Annotated in this window: 16 protein-coding genes; 2 read left to right on the forward strand and 14 right to left on the reverse strand. The window is 69.9% G+C overall.

The window, feature by feature from the left end; all coding sequences use genetic code 11:
• Nucleotides 1–137: 137 nt before the first annotated feature.
• The 14 genes from IEX18_RS08335 to leuC form a co-directional block, all read right to left on the reverse strand.
• Complete coding sequence (locus IEX18_RS08335) at nt 138–854, reverse strand: ribonuclease T2 family protein (RefSeq protein WP_188658254.1); 717 nt, start codon at nt 852–854, stop codon at nt 138–140.
• A complete protein-coding gene (locus IEX18_RS08340) occupies nt 851–1255 on the reverse strand; it encodes a hypothetical protein (protein WP_188658255.1) in 405 nt (134 codons plus the stop codon). Before IEX18_RS08340 ends, IEX18_RS08335 begins: the two co-directional genes overlap by 4 nt.
• A gap of 336 nt (nt 1256–1591) precedes the next feature.
• Complete coding sequence (gene nadC / locus IEX18_RS08345) at nt 1592–2452, reverse strand: carboxylating nicotinate-nucleotide diphosphorylase (RefSeq protein ID WP_188658256.1); 861 nt, start codon at nt 2450–2452, stop codon at nt 1592–1594.
• A gap of 34 nt (nt 2453–2486) precedes the next feature.
• Complete coding sequence (gene nadA / locus IEX18_RS08350; protein WP_188658257.1) at nt 2487–3485, reverse strand: quinolinate synthase NadA; 999 nt, start codon at nt 3483–3485, stop codon at nt 2487–2489.
• The gene (locus IEX18_RS08355; RefSeq protein ID WP_229664451.1) at nt 3482–4213 is read right to left on the reverse strand and encodes a DUF4230 domain-containing protein; all 732 of its coding nucleotides are present in this window, start codon (nt 4211–4213) and stop codon (nt 3482–3484) included. The genes nadA and IEX18_RS08355 overlap by 4 nt, the downstream gene beginning before the upstream one ends.
• A complete protein-coding gene (locus IEX18_RS08360) occupies nt 4210–5073 on the reverse strand; it encodes an MBL fold metallo-hydrolase (protein ID WP_188658259.1) in 864 nt (287 codons plus the stop codon). Before IEX18_RS08360 ends, IEX18_RS08355 begins: the two co-directional genes overlap by 4 nt.
• 139 nt (nt 5074–5212) lie before the next feature.
• The gene (locus IEX18_RS08365) at nt 5213–6967 is read right to left on the reverse strand and encodes a M56 family metallopeptidase (RefSeq protein ID WP_188658260.1); all 1755 of its coding nucleotides are present in this window, start codon (nt 6965–6967) and stop codon (nt 5213–5215) included.
• Nucleotides 6964–7332, reverse strand: a complete 369-nt coding sequence (locus IEX18_RS08370) for a BlaI/MecI/CopY family transcriptional regulator (RefSeq protein WP_188658261.1) — start codon at nt 7330–7332, stop codon at nt 6964–6966. Before IEX18_RS08370 ends, IEX18_RS08365 begins: the two co-directional genes overlap by 4 nt.
• 590 nt (nt 7333–7922) lie before the next feature.
• Nucleotides 7923–8252 (reverse strand): Grx4 family monothiol glutaredoxin, encoded by a 330-nt coding sequence (gene grxD / locus IEX18_RS08375; protein ID WP_373284540.1) that lies wholly within the window; start codon nt 8250–8252, stop codon nt 7923–7925.
• Nucleotides 8253–8274: 22 nt separating this feature from the next.
• Complete coding sequence (locus IEX18_RS08380) at nt 8275–8505, reverse strand: BolA family protein (protein ID WP_188658262.1); 231 nt, start codon at nt 8503–8505, stop codon at nt 8275–8277.
• A 5-nt stretch (nt 8506–8510) separates the two neighbouring features.
• Nucleotides 8511–8834 carry a DUF1476 domain-containing protein gene (locus IEX18_RS08385; protein WP_188658263.1) on the reverse strand — a complete coding sequence of 108 codons (324 nt, stop codon included), beginning with the start codon at nt 8832–8834 and terminating at the stop codon, nt 8511–8513.
• Nucleotides 8835–8909: 75 nt separating this feature from the next.
• Entirely contained in the window at nt 8910–9911 is a 1002-nt protein-coding gene (locus IEX18_RS08390) for an NADPH:quinone oxidoreductase family protein (protein ID WP_188658264.1), read from the reverse strand.
• Nucleotides 9874–10503: a 3-isopropylmalate dehydratase small subunit gene (gene leuD, locus IEX18_RS08395; RefSeq protein WP_188658265.1), complete on the reverse strand. Its 630-nt coding sequence runs from the start codon at nt 10501–10503 to the stop codon at nt 9874–9876. Before leuD ends, IEX18_RS08390 begins: the two co-directional genes overlap by 38 nt.
• Nucleotides 10504–10731: 228 nt before the next feature.
• Nucleotides 10732–12183, reverse strand: coding sequence for a 3-isopropylmalate dehydratase large subunit (leuC, locus tag IEX18_RS08400; protein WP_188658266.1), 1452 nt, complete (start codon nt 12181–12183; stop codon nt 10732–10734).
• A 183-nt stretch (nt 12184–12366) separates the two neighbouring features.
• On the opposite strand from leuC, the gene IEX18_RS08405 reads away from it, so the two are divergent.
• Nucleotides 12367–13644, forward strand: a complete 1278-nt coding sequence (locus IEX18_RS08405; RefSeq protein WP_229664452.1) for an MFS transporter — start codon at nt 12367–12369, stop codon at nt 13642–13644.
• A 557-nt stretch (nt 13645–14201) separates the two neighbouring features.
• Complete coding sequence (locus IEX18_RS08410; protein WP_188658268.1) at nt 14202–14741, forward strand: hypothetical protein; 540 nt, start codon at nt 14202–14204, stop codon at nt 14739–14741.
• Nucleotides 14742–14750 lie beyond the last annotated feature (9 nt).

Consider the following 14750-nt stretch of genomic DNA (forward strand, 5'->3'; position numbering starts at 1 on the left):
CTGAGCGAAGTCGAAGCACAGGTGAGTCCCAGGCCCTTCGACTGCGCTCAGGGCGAACGGTCGAAGGTGGATCAGCCTGATTGTGCTCTGACTCGTCAGCCCCGCGCAGACGGGAGACGTTAGGACGGCATGTCGCCTCAGCGCCGATCGCGCCAGATGCGGATCGGCGTCGTCGGCGCCAGCCCGCCCTGATGCACCGGGCAGCGGGCGTAGCGGAAGCGCCGGTCGAGGCAGAGCCAGATCTCGTCGAGCCAGCCCTGCCGGTCGGCGGTGATGCGCATCATGTCGGGCGCGATGCCGGGATTGGCGGCAGCCATGGCCGCCGCCAGGTCGCCGGCCGTGGCCGACCGGCGCGACAGCGCTTCCATGTCCGGATAGCGCAGCGTCCGATAGAGTGCGGTCGACCGGGCGAAATAGCGCGCAGGGGTGTAGCCGGCCATGCAGGTGCCATGCTTCGACCATTCGTGCTGCATCAGCTGCGCGGACGGCGTGGAGCAGAGGTTCGCGCGCACCACCCGCGCCGGGATCAGCGCGGTCGGCCGGCAATATTGCGGCCAGTCCTTCCCCTCCCCATCCGGCCACAGCCCGTGCAGGGTGAAGCCGAAGCTGTTGCCCTGCCCGCATTGGAAGCGCGACTGGGGCCGGTCGGCCGAGCCGCTGCGGCAGAATTGCGGCGACCAGCTGATCGCGAGCGTGTAGCCGCCGATCGGCAGGATGCGGCGCGGCTGGCGGTCATCCGGCAGGTCGGGCCGGATCGGCTGCGCGCCCGCGGGAACGGCGCAGCGATAGGCCTGGGCGGCGGCCACGCCCGGCGTCAGGGCGAGCGCGGCGGCGACGGCGAAACGCGGCATCATCGGGCGTCCTCCTCCCAGTCGTCATGCGGGCGCGCGAACCAGAGCGCGGCGGCGGGGCGGAAGAGCAGCACCGCGCCGACGATCGTCAACCCGACCTGGACGATGTTGACCACCCCGACCAGCCCGAGCGCGACCTGGCCGGTGGCGACCTGATAGAGGAGCGAGATCGTGCCGAGCGCGGTCAGCGCGACCAGCAGCCCGCGCGCGATCGGACTGCCGCGGCGGGTGGTGAAGAGGATCAGGAGCAGGAACGCCCCGGCGATGAACGCCGTCACCCCCGCCGCCAGCCCGGTGCCGTAGACGAGGCGCAGCGGCTCCCAGACCAGCACGGTCCCCAGCACCAGCAGCGCGGTGGCGGCGAGATAGGCCCATTCGGCCTGGATCACGGATTTCGGGCGCATCGGCTTCCCCCTGTTCGCCGCCGCGATAGCGCCGCGGCGGGGGCGGAGGCAATCGGGGATGTGGGGGGTGGGAGGGTTGTCGCTTGATCGTCGTGCCGGGCTCGTCCCGGCATCCACCGTTCCGCAGATGCGAAGCTCGCGGTAAACGCGGAACCGTGCATCCCGGGACAAGCCCGGGACGACGGAAGGAGGCGCGGTTCATCTCTCAAGCGTCATCCCAGCGCAGGCTGGGATCTTTGGCAGAAGGAGTACGCCCATCGCCAAAGGCCCCAGCCTGCGCTGGGGCGACGAGTGGGCAGTGGGTTGCGACCGCAGGCGTGGGTGGCCGCCACCCCCTTACGCGGCCGCGAAATCCAGCCCGATATCGACGGCGGGGGCGGATTGGGTCAGGCGGCCGACGCTGACAAAGGTGACGCCGGTCTCGGCGATCGCGCGGATCGTGTCGAGGCGGACGCCGCCCGAGGCTTCGGTCGGGACGCGACCGGCGACCCGCGCGACCGCCTCGGCCAGCATCGGCGGCGCCATGTTGTCGAGCAGCAGATGCGTCGCACCCGCGGCGATGGCGGGCTCGATCTGGTCGAGCCGGTCGACCTCGACGATGATCCGCGCGATGCCCGCGGCGACCGCCCGGCCGACCGCGGCCTCCACGCCGCCGGCGACGGCGATGTGGTTGTCCTTGATCATCGCCGCATCCCACAGGCCCATGCGGTGATTCTGCGCGCCGCCCATGCGGGTGGCGTATTTCTCCAGCACGCGCAGGCCCGGGATGGTCTTGCGCGTGTCGAGCAGGATCGCTCCCGTCCCCGCCATCGCATCGACATAGGCCGCGGTCAGCGTCGCGATGCCGGACAGGTGCTGGACGGTGTTGAGTGCCGAGCGCTCGGCGGTGAGCAGCGCGCGGGCATTGCCGGCGAGGCGCAGCAGCACCGTGCCCGCGGGCACCCGCTCGCCGTCGGCGACCGGCGCGTCGATCTCGACCGCGGGATCGAGGTCCCGGAAGAAGGCCTGGGCAAGGTTGATCCCGGCGACCGCGACCGGCTCGCGCGCGGCCATCACGCCGGTGAAGCGCGCGTCTGCCGGGATGACCGCGGCCGAGGTGACGTCGCCGACCGCGCCCAGATCCTCGGCCAGCGCGGCGTTGATGAAGCCGTCGAGATCGAAATCGGGGGGCAGGTCGATGGACACGGGGCTACTCATGGAAAGAGAGGAAACGGGCGGGCGGCGGCGGTGATCAGTCGCCGGTGACCCGCAAGGGACCGAGATCGCCCTGCCCCACCGTGCCGCTCGCCATCGCCAGCATCGCGTCGAGGCTCTTGCGCGCGCGCAGCCGCAGCCCCTCCTCCATCTCGATCCGCGGCTCCAGATCGCGCAGCGCGACGTAGAGCTTCTCCATCGTGTTGAGCGCCATATAGGGGCAGATATTGCAGTTGCAGTTCCCGTCCGCACCCGGCGCACCGATGAAGGTCTTGCCCGGCATCGCCTTTTGCATCTGGTGGATGATATGCGGCTCGGTCGCGACGATCAGCGTGTCGCCCGGCACCGTGGCGGCATATTCGAGGATGCCGCGGGTCGAGCCGACATAATCGGCATGGTCGAGGATCACCGCCGGGCATTCGGGATGCGCGGCGATCGGCGCGGTCGGATACTGCGCCTTGAGCTTGAGCAGCTCGGTCTCCGAAAACGCCTCGTGAACGATGCACACGCCCGGCCACAGCAGCAGGTCGCGCCCGGTCTTGCGCGCCAGATAGCCGCCCAGATTGCGGTCGGGGCCGAAGATGATCTTCTGTTCGGGCGGGATCTTGGCGAGGATCGTCTCGGCGGACGACGATGTGACGATCACGTCGCTCAGCGCCTTCACCTCGGCCGAGCAGTTGATGTAGGTGAGCGCGATATGATCGGGATGCGCAGCGCGGAAGGCGGCGAACTGTTCGGGCGGGCAGCTGTCCTCGAGCGAACAGCCGGCATCCATGTCGGGCAGCACGACGATCTTCTGCGGAGACAGGATCTTGGCGGTCTCCGCCATGAAGCGGACGCCGCAAAAGGCGATCACGTCCGCCTCGGTCGCCTGCGCCTTGCGACTGAGATCGAGGCTGTCGCCGACGAAATCGGCGAGGTCCTGCAGCTCGGGCTTCTGGTAGTAATGGGCGAGGATCACGGCGTTGCGCTCGCGGCGCAGGCGGTCGATCTCGGCGCGCAGGTCGAGCCCGGTCGGGAGCGGTTCCATCTTCATGGGCGGTTCCCTAGCACATCCTCGATCGAGCGCGAGACGTCCCACTGCTCGTCGTTCGCCACCGGCTCGTCGGCGAACTTGACGATGACGCGTGCATCGACCCCGGCGGCGCGGAGCGGCAATGCGAAGTTGCTCTCGATGGCGCGGCGGGTGGCGTCGCGTGCGAGCCGGATCGCGGTCGGCTCGCGCGCCTGGCGCAGCAGCTCGGCGGAGCCGGCCCGGCGATTGGCCTCGTCCAGCGCCTTTTCGGCATCGGTGAAGGTCGAGAGCACCCCGCCCGAGCCATATTCGCGGATCGCGGCGAGATCGACCTGCGGGCCATCGACCGTGACCGGCGGCAAGCGCACCGACAGGGTGCGGCTGCCCGCGTCCCAGGCCACGTCGCGCGGGGTGAGCTTGCCGAGATCGACCTCGTAGCGGACGCTGCCTGGCATGATCAGCGTCTTCTGCGTGGAAAAGCCGAGCTGCGTCTGCCGCGAGGTGACGACCGCGACATAGCGCGCGGCGAAGGCGGACAGGCGGTTCTGTTCGCGCAGTCCCTGCAGGCTGGCCGAGGCGATGGTGGTCGGATCGGGGGCGAGCCGGCTGGCGACATAGCGCTGCACGCCCCACAGGCCGAGCAGCACGGCGAGGAGGAGGAAGATCACCACGCCCGCCGCCTTGGCGAGGAAGGCGCCGACGCCGCCGGTGCGGGCCGGCTGCGCGGGCGCGGGCGGTGGAGGTGTCATGCTGCGATCCGCCATGTCGCCCCCTGTTCGGCCACCAGCCCGCGCTGGCGAAGATCGTAGAGATGCGCCAGCACCGATCGCTCGGCGGCAGGCAGCAGACGCGGGTCGAGCCCGACATACATGCGCCCGACCATCGCCGGCACCGGCTGTTCCGCCTCGCCGAGCAGCCGCAGGATCTGCCCCTCGCGCTGCTTGCGATGGCCCAGCATGCCGCGCACCAGCCGGCGTGGGCTCTCCACCGCCTCGCCATGGCCGGGATAGTAGACGCGATCGTCGCGGCCCAGCAGCCGTTCGAGGCTGGCCATATAGGCCCCCATATCGCCATCGGGCGGCGAGATCACGCTGGTCGCCCAGCCCATGACATGGTCGCCCGAGAATAGCGCCGCGGTTTCGGCCAGGGCGAAGCAGAGATGGTTGGAGGTATGCCCCGGCGTCGCCAGCGCGGTGAGGGTCCAGCCCTGCCCCGCCACCGCCTCGCCGTCCGCCAGCACCCGGTCGGGCGCATAGTCGCGGTCGAAGGCGGCGTCGGCGCGGGCGCCATGATCGTCCGGTGCGAAGGGCGCGGCGCCCACTACCGGTGAACCGGTCGACGCGGCGAGCGGCCGGCTGGCGGGGCTGTGGTCGCGGTGATGATGGGTGATCAGGATCGCGCGCACCGGCCGGCCGGCGATCTCCGCGGCCAGCGCGGCAAGATGGGCGGGATCGTCGGGCCCCGGATCGATCACCGCCACGTCGCCGCCAGGCTCGCCGACCACATAGGATTGGGTGCCGGTATAGGTATAGGCGGAGGCATTGGGCGCCAGCACCCGCGTGACGAGCGGCTCCAGCACGATCGGGATGCCGGTGGGGATATCGGCCATGCGCTCGCAGATGGCGGGTGGAGCGGGCGGTGGCAAGGGCCGGTCGGACCGGCGCGCCCGCGATGAGCCCATCGCGAGCGCGCCCGCATCCTCCCCTCTGGTCGGCCCGGAGGCCATGACCTCCCTCTTCCGGAGAGGCTTATTCGTCGTTCAGGCTGTCGCGCAGTTCGTTCTGCGCGTCCTGGAGGCCGGCGAGCGCATCGTGACGCTGTTCGGCGGTGAGGCTGCGATTGGCCTCGATCGAGCGGCGCGCGATATCGATGCTGGCCAGGGCCTGGCTGACGCCGGCGCGACGCGAGGCGAGCGCCGATCGTTCCGCCCAGTGCGCCTGTCGCTCGGCATCGGCGGCCTGGCGTTCGGCGGCGGACGCTTGCAGTTCGGCAACCCGTGCCGACCGGTCCGCCTGGCGCATGGCGACCTGCGCCTGGGCCTGGGCCCGCGCGGCCATGGCGGAGATGCGGTTGCGGCAGACCACCATCTCGCGGCGACCGTCATGGTCGCGCTGGACGACGCTGGGGCCGGTGGGCGGGGTGCAGTCGCCGTTGCGGATGATCATCGTCTGCCCCTCGTTGATGACCACCGTGTCTCCGGCGACGGGCGGGCGCGGCGGGACGGGCGGGCGCGGCGCCGTGGCGGCGGCGACCGGCGTGACCGGCGTGACCGGGGTCGCCGGCATGGGCGGCAGCGGCGGCAGCGGATGCTGGGCGAGATAGCGGCTGGCGTCGGTGCCCTCATAGACCTGCGTCGTGCCGGCCCGCTTGACGACGACGCGCAGCGGCTTGCGGGTGACCGCGACCAGATCGGCCTTCGCCGACACGGCGGGGACGGCGGGGACCGGCGGCACCGGCGGGGCGGCGAGCCGGACGCCGGTCGCATCCTCGACCTTGGCGGTGATCGCCGCGGCGGCCTCCGTCCCGGAGGCGGTGACGAGCAGGCCGGTCGCGACCAGCCCGGCGACGGCAGTGGCGCCGGTGGCGAGGCGGGCGCGCGACAGGCGGGTGATGGACAGCATGCGCAATCTCCCCTTCAGGTCGGAAATGGTGTGGAGGTGGCAGGTCGCCGCGACGGCGCCGCCATGCGCGGCCTTGACGATGGCGCAGGCATAGATGTGCCGGTCGGCGCGGCTGCGGCCGGCAAGCACCCGGGCGTCGTTGGCAAGCTCCTGATCGGCGCGGAAGGCGCGGAAGGCGCGCCAGGCGAGCGGATTGAACCAGTGTATGGCGAGCACCGCCAGGCCGATCCAGTTGGCGAACAGGTCGCCGCGGGCGTGGTGGCCGAGTTCGTGCGCCAGCGCCAGCTCGCGCTCCTCGGGATCGTAGCGGTCGGCGAAATCGTCGGGGAAGGCGACGAAGCGGCGGCCGAGCCCGCCGAGCTGGAGCCCGAAGGCGAGCGGGCCGGCGGCGGCGGGCGTCTCGACCACGCGAACGCCATCGACCTCGTCGACGGTCCGGGCCGCGCGCAGCAGCCCGCGGCAGAAGCGGCGGTGGCGCAGGAAGTGATAGAGGAAGAAGCCGCCCGCGCCGACCGCCCACAGCCCGGCCACGAGCAGCGGCAAGGGCAGCGCGGCGAGGACGGACGGCGCCTCGACCATGGCCGGGGCGGCGGCGACGGCCATGCCGGTCGCGGCGGGGGCCGGCGCGGCCTCTACCAGAGGCGTGGCGACGGGAGCGGCGATCATCACCGATACCGCCTCGCCGGCGCGGCTGATCGGCATCACCGCCTGCTCGCGCCATGCTGCGGGCAGCGGCGGCGTCACCAGCCGCAACACCGGCAGCGCCCAGAGCGCATAGGCGACCTGCGGTCCGAACACCCGCCGCACGGGCGCGCGGACCAGCAGCACCAGCAGCATCAGCAACGCCGAGGCGACCAGCGCCTCCGTCAGCCACGCGATCATGCCTTGAGCTCCTTCAACAGGGCCTCGATGTCCGCGATGTCGCGGGCGGTCAGTTCATCACGCTCGGCGAGATGCGCGACCAGCGGAGTCAGCCGGCCGCCGAACAGCCGGTCGATCAGCCGCCGGCTCTCGCCCGAGACATAATCCTCGCGCTGGACGAGCGGACGATAGAGGTAGCGGCGGCCGTCCTCCTCATGCGCGATCGCGGATTTGGCGAGGAGACGGCCGAGCAGCGTCTTGACCGTATTGGCGCTCCAGCCGCGATCGGGGTCCACCCGTTCGGCGACATCCTGGGCGGTGAGCGGGCTTTCGTCCCACAGCACCTCCATCACGACATGCTCGGCATCGCTGATGCGCTCGGCCACGACTCGGCTCCCTCTCTAACTACAGCTGTAATCGCACTGATTACGGACGTAGTCAATAGAGGTTGGCAGAGTGTCGGCCGGGTTTACAGGCAGGCGCGGCGACCCGGCGACGTTAACCGCCGCAAGCGTGGGGAAACTGCGCTTTCGGGAGAGTTGGCACACAGGCTGCTAGGATAGGGGCAGCCGAAGCGACATCGCTTTCAGCAGGGTGGATCGGTCGCTCGAACTGGTCTCGCGCCGGTCCACCCGCACCCGGCTCTAGGCCCGCCGCAAGCCGTTGCCATATCCGTCATCCCCGCGAAGGCGGGGATCCAGACGCGCGGGAGCGTTCCGCATTACCCGCAGACGTCAGAGGTTCTGGATTCCCGCGTTCGCGGGAATGACGAAAGGGGAAGGTGCCGGTGGGCCGAGCGCGTATCAGTGGAGGCAGGCCCGACCACTTGCCGTCACCCGGACCTGTTCCGGGGTCCACCGCGCCGCAAACTCTTCGCGGCGAGCGTGTGCGGAACGGTGGATGCCGGAACCAGTCCGGCATGACGGACGAGCAGGACGCGAGGCCCAGCCCAAAGCGAACAAATAGCCCGCCAGCCTCAGTTCGCCGCGGGAGTCCCGCCGAGCAGCTCCGCCAGCTCGCCGCTCTCGTACATCTCCATCATGATGTCCGAGCCGCCGACGAACTCGCCATCGACATAGAGCTGGGGGATGGTCGGCCAGTCCGAATAGCTTTTGATGCCCTGCCGGATGCCCTGGTCCTGAAGCACGTCGACGCTCTCGAACTCGACGCCGAGATGGTTGAGGATCGCGACCGCGCGGCTGGAGAAGCCGCATTGCGGGAAGAGCGGGCTGCCCTTCATGAACAGCACGGCGTGATGGCCCTTCACGAGCTGGTCGATGCGGGCGTGGGTGTCGGTATCGGTGATGTCGGTCATGGCTGGTCTTCCTTCACGCGGCCGCGGTGGTCAGCTGAAGGGCGTGGAGCACGCCCCCCATCCGCCCGCCGAGCGCCGCATAGACGGTCTGGTGCTGCTTCACCCGCGACATCCCGGCAAAGCTGGGCGCAACGACGCGGGCGGCATAGTGATCGCCGTCCCCGGCCAGATCGGTGATCTCGACCATGGCATCGGGAATGGCGGCGCGGATCATCGCGGCGATGTCGTCGGCGGCCATCGGCATGGCGGTTATTGCGCCTCCATCAGCTGGCGGCGCGCCTCGACCGTCTGCTCGTCGAGCGCGCGGCGCACGGTGGCGTCGTCGGTCTCGACCCCGGCGGCGGTCAGGTCGCCGAGCAGCTTGCGCACGACATCCTCGTCGCCGGCCTCCTCGAAATCGGCCTGGACGACCGACTTGGCATAGGCGTCGGTCTCGGCGGGAGTCAGGCCCATCTGCGCGGCGGCCCATTGGCCGAGCAGGCGGTTGCGGCGGGCGGTGACGCGGAACGCCATCTCTTCGTCGCGGGCGAACTTTGCCTCGAAGGCGCGTTGCCGATCGTCGAAGGTGGTCATGTGCTGCGCTCCCCGCTCATTGGTCCCATTGGCGGAGATAGGCGCGGGGGCAGCGGGGCGCAACGGGCGGCGGGATCAGCCCATCATCTCCACGACCAGCTTGCCGATCGCCTGCCGCGCCGCCATCGCCGCGATCGCCTCGCCGCCCCGCTCGAGCGGGAAGGTGCGGGTGACGCGCGGGCCGATCCGCCCCTCTGCCCACAAGGCGAAGAGCCGATCGACATGGGCGGCGTTGGCGGCCGGATCGCGCGCGGCGAAGGCGCCCCAGAACACACCGCACACGTCGCAGCTCTTCAGCAGCGTCAGGTTGAGCGGCAGCCTGGGGATGCCGGCGGGGAAGCCGACGACCAGATAGCGCCCCTCCCAGCCGATCGCGCGCAGCGCGGGCTCGGCATAGTCGCCGCCGACCGGATCGTAGATCACGTCGAAGCCGTCGCGGCCGCCCGCCGCCTTGAACCGTTCGGCGAGCGCCTTCGACTGGTCGCGATCGAAGGGCGCGCGGGGGTAGACGATCGTCTCGTCCGCTCCCGCATCGCGCGCAGCCTGCGCCTTCTCCTCGGACGAGACGGCGGCGACGACCTCAGCGCCGAACGCCTTGCCGAGCTCGATCGCGGCGAGGCCGACACCGCCGGCCGCGCCGAGCACCAGCAGCCGATGGCCCGCCTTCAGCCGTCCGCGGTCGAGCAGCGCATGGATGGTGGTGCCATAGGTCAGGATCAGCGCCGCGCCCTCGGCGAAGCTCCGCCCCTCGGGCAGGCGGTGGAGCGCGGCGGCGGGTACGGCCACCTTCTCGGCCAGCCCGCCCTGGCCGATGACGGCGATCACCCGGTCGCCGGCCTGCCAGCCGGTGACCCCCTCGCCCACATCTTCGATCACCCCGGCGATCTCGCCGCCAGGCGCGAAGGGACGGGCGGGCTTGAACTGGTATTTGTCCTCGATGACGAGGACGTCGGGATAGTTGATCGCGCAGGCCCCGACCGCGACCACGACCTGCCCCGCACCGGCCGCCGGATCGGGCAGCTCGGCGACTTCCAGAGTTTCAGGTCCGCCCGGCACCCTCGACAGCAACGTCCGCATAACCGCGTCTCTCCTCGATCCAGGGACGACGTTCGTGCATCGCCCCTTCGAATTTCGAAATCGCGGTATCTCTTGCCAGTGTCAGCCCGACCTCGTCCAGACCCTCCATCAGGCATTGCCGGCGGAAGGGATCGAGCTGGAAGGGAAAGCGGTCTTGATAGGCGGTGGTGACGGTCATCGTCTCGAGGTCGACGGTCACCGGCGCGTCCTGCGCCGCCTCCAGCAGTCGGTCGACCGCCTCCTGCGGCAGGACGACGGGGACGATGCCGTTCTTGAAGGCGTTGCCCGAGAAGATGTCCGAGAAGCTGGGCGCGATCACCGCCCGGATGCCCATGTCCGCCAGCGCCCAGGCGGCATGTTCGCGGCTCGACCCGCAGCCGAAATTGTCGCCCGCGATCAGGATCGGCGCGCCGGCATAGCGCGGATCGTCGAAGATGTTGCCCGGCTGCGCCCGCACCGTCTCGAACGCGCCGCGGCCCAGCCCGGCGCGGCTGATGGTCTTCAGCCAGTGCGCGGGGATGATGACGTCGGTGTCGATATTCTTGGCGCCCCAGGGATAGGCGCTGCCGGAGACGGTGGTGACGGGGGTCATGGGATATCCTCTGTTCTCCCCTCCCCTTCAGGGGAGGGGTCCGGGGGTGGGGCGCCGCCACGGGCGCGGCGTCCGCGGACACGCCCCACCCCGGCCCTCCCCTGAAGGGGAGGGTGTTACGGCGTCAGCGCTTCTCCGCCAGGGTCGCGGCGGTGCGCGCGACGCCGGCGCCATAGGCGGCGAAGCCGCTGAGCAGCGCGCCCGCTACCAGCAGCACCAATACCTTCTTCATGCCCCTGCTCCCATCGTGTCCCGTGCCATCAGGTCGCGCACGTCCGCCAGCCGCCCGGTCACCGCCGCCGCCGCCGCCATCGCGGGCGAGACGAGGTGGGTGCGCGCGCCCGGCCCCTGCCGCCCGACGAAGTTGCGGTTGCTGGTCGACGCGCAGCGCTCGCCCGGCGGCACCTTGTCCGGATTCATCGCCAGGCACATCGAACAGCCCGGCTCGCGCCACTCGAAGCCGGCCGCGGTGAAGACCCGGTCGAGGCCCTCGGCCTCCGCCTGCCGCTTGACGAGGCCCGATCCCGGCACGACCATCGCCCGCACGCCGTCGGCGACCCGGCGACCGCCGGCGACGGCTGCGGCGGCGCGCAGGTCCTCGATCCGGCTGTTGGTGCAGCTGCCGATGAAGACGTGCTGGACCGGCACGTCCTGCATCCGCATGCCCGGCGCGAGCCCCATATAGTCGAGCGACTTGCGCGCCGCGACGCGCTTGGCGGGATCGGCGAAGCTGTCGGGATCGGGGACCGCGCCGGTGATCGGCACCACGTCCTCCGGACTGGTCCCCCAGGTCAGCGAGGGCGCGATGTCGGTGGCGTGGAGCGTGACGCTGCGGTCATAGGCCGCACCCGGATCGCTCGGCAGCGTCCGCCACCAGTCGACCGCCTTGTCCCAGGCGGCGCCCTGCGGCGCCATCGGCCGGCCCTTGAGATAGGCGAAGGTCGTGTCGTCGGGCGCGATCAGTCCGGCGCGTGCGCCGCCCTCGATCGACATGTTGGCGACGGTCAGCCGCCCCTCGGCCGACAGGCCGCGGATCACCCCGCCGGTATATTCGACGACATAGCCAGTGCCGCCCGCCGCGCCGATCCGGCCGATGATCGCCAGGATCACGTCCTTGGCCGACACGCCGAACCCGAGGGTGCCGTCGACGCGGATCTCCATCGTTTGCGACCGCTTCAGCAGCAGCGTCTGGGTGGCGAGCACATGCTCCACCTCCGACGTGCCGATGCCGAAGGCGAGCGCGCCGAGCGCGCCGTGCGCCGAGGTGTGGCTGTCGCCGCAGACCAAAGTGGTGCCCGGCAGGGTGAAGCCCAGCTCCGGCCCGACGACATGGACGATCCCCTGCTCGGGCGCGGTCGCATCGATATAGTCGACGCCGAACTCGGCGGTGTTGCGGCGCAGCGCCTCGAGTTGCTGCGCGCTTTCCGGGTCGGCGATCGGCAGCAGGCGGCCGTCCGGGCCAGTGCGCGGGGTGGTCGGCAGGTTGTGGTCGGGCACCGCCAGCGTCAGCTCGGGCCGGCGAACGCGGCGGCCGCTGGCGCGAAGCCCCTCGAACGCCTGGGGGCTGGTGACTTCGTGAACGAGGTGGCGGTCGATATAGATCAGGCAGGTGCCGTCGTCGCGGCGTTCGACGACATGCGCGTCCCAGATCTTCTCGTACAGGGTTTGCGGCTGGACCATGACGGGCGCGCGTTAACCGAAATGGCGCGTCGCGGAAAGGCCGGGCGACATTTTCTTGCGGAAAGCGGCACGGTCGCCAGCGACGCCGGGAGAGGCGGCCGCCTGCTACGATGAAGCTTTTGTCATGGAGCGATGGCGATCGCGGCCCGTTCGGGGAAAACTGCTCTGGATCAAGGTTCGCCCATGCCGCACGCCCACCAGCCTCGTCGCGGCACCCGCGCGCTCGACGCGATGAACTTCTTCCTCGCCGATGTCCGCGACGGGCTCGGGCCGTATCTCGCCATCTATCTGGTCAGCGTCCGCGGACCGACGCACGGCTGGAACGAGGCGAGCGCCGGGCTGGTGATGACGATCGCCGGCATCGCCGGGCTGATCGCCAATGCGCCCGCCGGTGCGCTGGTCGACCGCAGCAAGGCCAAGCGCGCGATCCTCGTCGCGGCGGCTCTCGCGGTGACGCTGGCGAGCCTCGCCCTGCCGCTCTCGCACGGCTTCCTGGCGGTGACGGCGGGCCAGTCGCTGGCCGCGATGGCGGCGGCGGCGTTCGCGCCGGGGATCGCGGCGATCTCGCTGGGGATCGTCGGGCCGAAGGCGTTTACCGCGCGGGTCGGCCGCAACGAGGCCTTCAACCATGCCGGCAACGCGGTCGCGGCGGCGCTGGCGGGGGTGCTGGCGTGGCGGTTCGGGCCGGTCGTCGTCTTCTGGCTGATGGCGGGGCTGGCGGCGCTGAGCATCGTCGCGATCCTGTCGGTGGACGGGAGCGCGATCGACCATGCGGTGGCGCGCGGCTGTGCCGACGACGAGGAAGCGCAGGAGCGCGACGGGCCGCCGCAGTCGCTGCGGCAGGTGCTGATGGGTACGCCGGCGCTCGGCATCTTCGCGCTCGCCTGCTTCCTGTTCCATCTCGCCAATGCGGCGATGCTGCCGACGGTCGGCCAGTTGCTCGGCCGCGAGGTGGGGAGCAGCCAGGCGACCTCGCTCACCGCCGCGTGCATCGTCGGCGCGCAGCTGGTGATGGTGCCGGTGGCGGTGCTGGTCGGCCGCTATGCCGATCGCTGGGGCCATCGGCCGATCCTGCTCGCGGGGCTGGCGGTGCTGGCGCTGCGCGGCCTCCTCTATCCGCTGTCGAACGCGCCGGCCTGGCTGCTGTTCGTCCAGCTGCTCGACGGGATCGGCGCCGGCATCTTCGGCGCCCTGCTGCCGGTCGTCGTGGCGGCGATCATGCGCGGCACGGGCCGGTTCAACGTCGCGCAGGGCGCGGTCGCGACGGTGCAGGGGCTGGGCGGCGCGCTGAGCACGACGCTGGCCGGCGCGGTGATCGTCGGGCTGGGCTATACCGCGGCGTTCCTGACGCTGGCCGTGGTCGCGGTGGTGGGGCTGGTGCTGGTCGCATGGAAGATGCCGGAGACGGCGGAAAAGGCCGACGCGGAATCAAACCGCCGCCAACGCTTTGAGCAACGCTGACGCCACAGCGAATCTCTACCATGAAATTCTTTAATTGTATTGCCCTGCCCATTGAAAATGCCTCCACCTTAATAGTATTTTTTTTCCCCGCAAATGGATGTGTTCGCGCCTTAATTTCGTCCTTACGATATTGGGCGTCAACGCTACAACATTGCTACATAAAGCAACTATATTCTTGCACCGACAATACGACGACATGTAAATACCATAATGCGAAAATCCATAAGGCATATCGCCGGGAGGTCTCATGAGGCTGCACGCTGCACTGATCATGTCTGGGTCCTTGGTGCTGTCTAGTTCCCTGCTAGCTCAGAGGGGATCTGGGGCATGCGATGCCGGATGCGAGTCCGAAGCCGAGTCAGCCTATGAGCTCTGTTCGCGCAGGGGCGGCGGCGACGGTTGCTGGCAAGACCGTATGGACGCCCTGAATGCGTGCAAGGCGAAATGTCCAAAGTATAGCGATTCAACAATTATGGCGGATCGGCTGAGAAATGCTCTCCTTTTGGCGTAGGATTGAAGCCTCGATCATCCTCGCCGCGGGTCTGACGATTATGTTCGTGGCGTTTGACGCGGAGGCCGCTGTCGCAGCCGGAAAAGACCTCTCCTGGGGTAAGGCGGGCATCGACTTCGATCAGTATCGCCGCGACGCGATCGACTGCGGGACCGGCGGCGCAACGGCCGATATTTCGCAGCGGGAGGACACCCGCCAAGTTCTGGACGGCACACGCAGGCAGGATCAGGCGATCGATCAGGCGAATGCGAGATCCACCACCATGGGTGCGCAGGACGGCAGGAGCCTTGATCCGGAGGAGTTCGACAGGATGATGCGCGACTATTCGAGCATCTATCAGCGCTCGATCCGCGGCGGGATCAAGGGCACGCAGAGATTTATGCAGGATCGCGTCGTAACCTGCCTGCGGTCGCGCGGCTATGTGCCGTTCCGGCTGAACAAGGCACAGACTCATGCCCGCGACAAGCTGCGGGTCGGGACGATGGAGCGCCGCCGCTTCCTGTATGAACTCGCCTCCGATCCTGCTGTGCTGCAAGCACAGGCGGTGGACGAAGAGCTGTCGACCGGCCGTCAAAGCGGTGCGTGAGCATCGTGG

This window comes from Sphingomonas metalli, assembly GCF_014641735.1.
GTDB classification, from domain to species: Bacteria; Pseudomonadota; Alphaproteobacteria; order Sphingomonadales; family Sphingomonadaceae; genus Sphingomonas; species Sphingomonas metalli.